This is a genomic window from Chryseobacterium viscerum, assembly GCF_002899945.2.
Lineage (GTDB): Bacteria > Bacteroidota > Bacteroidia > Flavobacteriales > Weeksellaceae > Chryseobacterium > Chryseobacterium viscerum.
In genome coordinates this window covers 1-1395 of record NZ_PPEG02000027.1, presented here as the reverse complement: position 1 = coordinate 1395, position 1395 = coordinate 1, and the positions used below count along the sequence as shown (strand labels likewise).

At 34.1% G+C, this 1395-nt stretch carries 1 rRNA gene; it reads right to left on the bottom strand.

The features are described 5' to 3' along the window. Nucleotides 1–1322 precede the first annotated feature (1322 nt). A 5S ribosomal RNA gene (gene rrf, locus C1634_RS26615) occupies nt 1323–1395 on the bottom strand; the annotation flags it as partial.

Below are 1395 nucleotides of genomic sequence, written 5' to 3'. Positions count from 1 at the left end.
GACCAAATGTTTTTGAAGAAAATTTTAAAGTTTTTTAAGTAACCTTAATCCCTCTTCTCATCACCTAATCTTCCACTCCTGCGCTCCCTTAATTGGGACTGCAAAGATAAGAACTTTATTTGAACTCGCAACTTTTTAAATGAAAAATGTTGAAGTTTTTTTTGCTCTTCCCTTTTGAAGTTTCTTATTGTTTCTGCTTATCTAAAAGCTCTTCTGCGCTACTGAATGTCTCTCGTTTTTCAGTGGGGCAAAGATAGAAACTTAACACACACCACGCAACTTTATTTAACATAAATATACGCATAGTGGAAAACTATTATTGTAATTAACTAACAGCCATTGATTTAATTACATTATAGAGTTATCCACAATGAGCAGTTATCACTCCATATTATTACATTATAGTATATGAGTTCAATGTTCTTTTATTAAACTCGCTTAAATCCCCTCAGAAAATAGTATTAATATCGAGCAGATTCCCCAGACTTTCTCAGAGTAGTTTAGATTTCTACAAAATTGATGTTATTGGGAATGGTAAAAAATAATAGTAATTGTAATTTGTATATGTAATAAAGAATCAGGAATAGATAATTAAATTTAGAATCACTCATCAAGTATTTATAATATGTTAAGGAGTATTTTAAATCTAATTAATCTGGAAATAATATGGTTAATCGACCTTATGGAAGTCTAAATATGATTTAGACTTCTCTACGGGATGACAACTTTAGCGTATGCTAACAGATTGCAATGATCATAAGCAGTATAAAGGCTTAAATAAGATAAAGAATCTTCATCCCGCTATCCATTCATACTCCTCACGCCAGCGCGCACCTACACTCAAACCCACCAACTCTCCAACTCAAGCTGCGGGGTAACCATTACTATCGGGGCTAAAAGGAAGAGAATTATGAATTATGAATTATAAGTTATCAGATTCGAGATCCGAGTTTCGGGGTTCGGGATGCGATTGATCAGCTTTGATTATTCTCCATTTATGATATTCAAGAGGAGCGGGCTATAATCCTGAGCTTAGTCGAAGGGAACCGTTCTGGTCAAAAAATCCATTTCTATCTGGCTTTAGCCAAAACTTATCATCGGAAAATCCTATTAACCGAAGAAAATAAATTAATAATAATAATGATACTCAATTAAAGATTGAAAGATAGGTAACCAGGAATGAGGAATGAGCTGGAAAACAGAAGATAATAGGAGGATTGGATGTTACTATAATAACGATCTGTTTGCTTATTTGCTGTAGGTATATAACAACAAAAAAGTCCTTTATCGTATGATAAAGGACTTTTTAAAAATAAAATAAAAACTGGCGGCGGCCTACTCTCCCGCGTTAGCAGTACCATCGGCGCTGGTGGGCTTAACTTCTGTGTTCGGAAT